The 3,199-nt window shown below is 63.8% G+C and carries 4 protein-coding genes and 1 riboswitch; of the genes, 1 reads left to right on the top strand and 3 read right to left on the bottom strand.

The genetic code is table 11. From position 1 onward, the window contains the following. Window positions 1–40: 40 nt before the first annotated feature. The 3 genes from EN984_RS27900 to EN984_RS27890 form a co-directional block, all read right to left on the bottom strand. A complete protein-coding gene (locus EN984_RS27900) occupies window positions 41–832 on the bottom strand; it encodes a CbtA family protein (protein ID WP_127272673.1) in 792 nt (263 codons plus the stop codon). A 15-nt stretch (window positions 833–847) separates the two neighbouring features. After that, complete coding sequence (locus EN984_RS27895; protein ID WP_127267996.1) at window positions 848–1,027, bottom strand: CbtB domain-containing protein; 180 nt, start codon at window positions 1,025–1,027, stop codon at window positions 848–850. A 35-nt stretch (window positions 1,028–1,062) separates the two neighbouring features. Further along, window positions 1,063–1,260, bottom strand: a riboswitch (cobalamin riboswitch). Between the two features lie 65 nt (window positions 1,261–1,325). After that, complete coding sequence (locus EN984_RS27890) at window positions 1,326–2,525, bottom strand: MFS transporter (protein WP_127267997.1); 1,200 nt, start codon at window positions 2,523–2,525, stop codon at window positions 1,326–1,328. A 222-nt stretch (window positions 2,526–2,747) separates the two neighbouring features. Between EN984_RS27890 and EN984_RS27885 the strand changes: the two genes are divergently transcribed. Further along, a partial coding sequence (locus EN984_RS27885) for a heparan-alpha-glucosaminide N-acetyltransferase domain-containing protein (RefSeq protein ID WP_127384107.1) occupies window positions 2,748–3,199 on the top strand: 452 nt, incomplete at its 3' end.

The following is a 3,199-nucleotide window of genomic DNA, read 5'->3' as shown; positions in this document are numbered from 1 at the left end:
GGGGCGCGCACCGCCGATGAGGAAGGTCAGTGTCTTGCGATCAGGCAAAGCTGTCGCGCAGGCTGGTCGCGGTGCCGGTGAAGCGGCCACGCACCACACCGACGACCGCGCCGAGCACCAGCCAGAACACCAGATTGGTCACGGTCACCGCCACCACGAACTGGTGATGCAGCCCTTCCGGAATCGCCGTTTCGTAACTGTCGGGCTGCGGTGCACCGACAACATGCGGCACGACGATCAAAAGGACGGCAAGGATCGCCAGCGGCAGCGACTTGCGAAACGCGATCAGGCCGAGACCGGCAGCGGTTGCCGCCACCGTCGCCCACCACCAGATCTGGCGCTGGGTGAGATCGGCGGCCGGCATGGCCGGCAGTTCCGGCGGCAGGCCGAGGCCAGGCGCCAGCGTGAACACGGCGAAGCCGGCCAGGCCCCAGAACACGCCCTGGCGCCAGCCACCGATGCCGCCGGCGAATTCGGAGACCGCGACCAGGATCAAGGCGAAGCCGATGCCGGTGACGATGTTGGCAAGCACGCTGAAGGCGAAACGCTCGAAACCATCTGCCGGCGCCCAGCCTTCGTCTGCCGGAGCGGCTTCCGCCGCCGGGGCAGCAGAGCTCATGGCATCTCCCGCCGGTGCAGTTGTGCTCATGGCATTGCTATCCGTTGCGGCCGGAGCGGCATGGTCATGGTGATGCCCGCCGCCCGCCTGTTCGTAGACTTCCGCCTTCAGGATCAGCGGCACGGTGGCATAGGCTTGCAGGCAGGCGAGGACGACGCCGGCCACGAGCCCTGCGATCGCCGCGATGAACACGACGTTGCGAAACAGGTTCATGATGTCAGCCCCTCGTCAGTGGCAGGGAAACGCCATCGAATGGCGATAGTCGTGAGCCGCATTGTGGACCGCATCGATATGCGAGAAGCCGACAAAGCCCATCACGAAAACGCCGAGCAGCGCGGCAAGAGCGAGCTGCATGAAGCGCGACTGCGAGGAGACGGAGGTGCCGAGGGAGACGGAAGCGGTAGTCATGTCTTGTCCTTTCGCCCTCCACCCGAGGGCATCGAAGTCAGTTTCCTGTCGCCGGCAGGTCTCCTGGCTCACGGATCAGCGTCCTTCCCCACCTTCCCGAAGAAAAAATCCTCAGTGGTTTATGGAGAGGACTACCGCACACAGTTGCGGGGGCAGCCACGGCATTGGGCGAAATTCGCCCTCACCGCATTCCCTCTTGGCTCCAAAATGGAACCGGCGACACCGGTGACTATAGGCAGAATCCTCGCTTCCGGCAAACCAAATTCCGCCGGTGACCATTGCGAATGCGCCATGAAGGTCAAAGTGATTTTGGCAGATAGCGCCACGTCACAAAGCCGCAGACCGCCGCCAGCAGACCGAGCGTGACGAACACCGAGCCCAGGCCGAAGAAGGCCAGCGCCACTGAATAGACCAGCGGCGGCGTCAACTCGGAAAAGTCGAGATAGGTGCGGTAGACCGCTGCCATCTGAGATCTTTCATAGGAGCGCACCGAGCGCATGAAGGCGGTCGAGCCGAGGGCGTCGAGCGCAATGGTGAAGAAGGCACCGCAGAGCAGGAAGGCGCCGGTAAGCAGCGGCACGGTTTCGCCGACGAAGCCCGCCGCCAAAAGCGCGGCCGACATGGCGAAATAGGCGAATGTCATGGTCCCGCGGCCACCAAAGCGCTTTCCTGCCTTGCCCCAGAAAATCGCCATGAACAACAGCGCGTTGCCGGCCGAAACCAGCAGGCCGCCGGCCAGCTTGCCCTCACCTGTGATGACCATGAACAGCGGCCCATAGACGAAGAACGTCGTCCAGAAGCAGGAGCGCCCAAAGGCGATCAGCCAAGCCAGCCTGAGCCTGGGCTGCGCCACGAAGCGGCCGATATTGGCGAGCGGATTGACGGGGCGCGTCTTGCCCGGACGGATAGACTGGTTGTCGCCGAGGCGGTAGGTCCAGAACAGCGCCAGCAGGCCAAACGCGAACACCGCGACCGTACCATGCGCGGCATAGATGCCGAAGCGCGTGTAGAGGAAGATGCCGAGCGTCGGCCCACCGGTCCAGGCCAGCATCGACCACGCCATGCGCAGCGATTCGGCCTGCATGAAGTCGGTCTTGCGGATGTGGTCCATGATGTAGAGGTTGAGCGTGATCGACAGCGCGCTGGCGCCCATCACCCGGCACAGCATGCCGGCCAGTTGCCCGGCAAGCGTGTCGGTGACGAAGAACAGCGAGCCGACGGCCAGCAGGCAGGCGCCTGCCGTGTAGACCCAGCGCCGGGCAAAACGGCGGATCAGCATCGGCATGAACAATGTCACCGACAGCCCGAGCATCGCCACGACTGTGTAGAGCATCGACACGATCTGCTCGTTGTGCAGGATCTCGTAGGCCTGGATCGGGATGACGCTCGACACCGTGGCGCGGGCGAAGGATTCGACCGCATAGAGCGACGCGAAGGTGCGCGCGTCCGCGGCCTTGAGAGCCGGCAGCCAGATTGGATGGCGCACATGGGTGGACATTGCTTTCCCCGAAGCAGATTCACCGGGTCAAATCTGACGTGGCGATCCCAGCGCCAATAAGAGGAAACCGACGCGCATCCGGCAAAAGCGAAGCCGGCCAAAGGCTTCCCTGCACTGGCCCAATGCCGCGGCTGATCCGGGTTGTCGGCAGAGTTGCCGGTCTTCTTTTGTGCCGGGCAACCGTGATAGTCCTCCAGCGGGGCTGAATCAGAATGCGAGACCATGAGCATCCAAACGCCGACCGCACCCGTTCCGGATCGACCAAAGCGCATCGTCGCTATCGACATCGTGCGCGGCATCGCGCTGATCGCCATGGCGAGCTACCATTTCACCTGGGATCTGGAGTTCTTCGGCTACACCGATCCCGGCCTGACCGCCTTCGGCTGGTGGAAGATCTACGCGCGTTGCATCGCTTCGACCTTCCTGTTCCTGGTCGGCGTCAGTCTGTACCTCGCCCATGGCCGACAAATCCGCTGGAACGGCTTCTGGAAGCGGTTCGCCATGGTCGCGGGAGCCGCGATCGCGATATCGGTCGTCACCCGTATCGCCACGCCGGATGGATTCATCTTCTTCGGCATCTTGCACGAGATCGCGCTGGCCAGCCTGCTCGGCCTCGCCTTTCTGCGGCTGCCGGCACTGCTGACGCTTGTCGTCGCCGCGCTCGTCATCGCGGC

It is taken from the genome of Mesorhizobium sp. M7A.F.Ca.CA.004.12.1.1, from assembly GCF_003997835.1.
In the GTDB taxonomy this organism is placed as follows: Bacteria; Pseudomonadota; Alphaproteobacteria; order Rhizobiales; family Rhizobiaceae; genus Mesorhizobium.
Note: the sequence above shows the minus strand (reverse complement) of the source record. Positions and strands in the feature narration are given on the sequence as shown.